A 408-nucleotide genomic window follows, 5' to 3' on the forward strand; every position below is an offset into this window, starting at 1 on the left:
GAAGAAAACAGAGTTAAGAATCAGTTCTTAACTCTGCATTCTTGTTAGCAAGAAGAGAAGTGGCGTCCCCTAGGGGATTCGAACCCCTGTTACCGCCGTGAAAGGGCGGTGTCCTAGGCCTCTAGACGAAGGGGACCCAAAATCGCCTTTGCGCTGCGTTAGCAGTGCAGATTTTGGGTAATGGCGAGTGCCGAGCCTGCGAGGCCGAGCGCCATTATTCACATCCCAAAACCCAACGAACGGGCTTCTCTCATTCAACCGAAGTTGAATAAGCACTGACGCTTTCGCATCAGGTCTTTGCTCTAACTACTTTGAATCAAGGCAATCTGTGTGAACACTCAACAACTTCGTCATCTTAAGGTAAGGAGGTGATCCAACCCCAGGTTCCCCTAGGGTTACCTTGTTACG

General features: G+C 50.0%; 1 tRNA gene. It reads right to left on the minus strand.

From position 1 onward, the window contains the following. Window positions 1–60: 60 nt before the first annotated feature. Window positions 61–136 (minus strand) — tRNA-Glu (locus J9885_RS16375). Between the last annotated feature and the right edge of the window lie 272 nt (window positions 137–408).

Origin of the sequence: Aeromonas sp. SrichE-2G (assembly GCF_017939565.1) — a bacterium.
Taxonomy (GTDB): domain Bacteria; phylum Pseudomonadota; class Gammaproteobacteria; order Enterobacterales; family Aeromonadaceae; genus Aeromonas; species Aeromonas taiwanensis.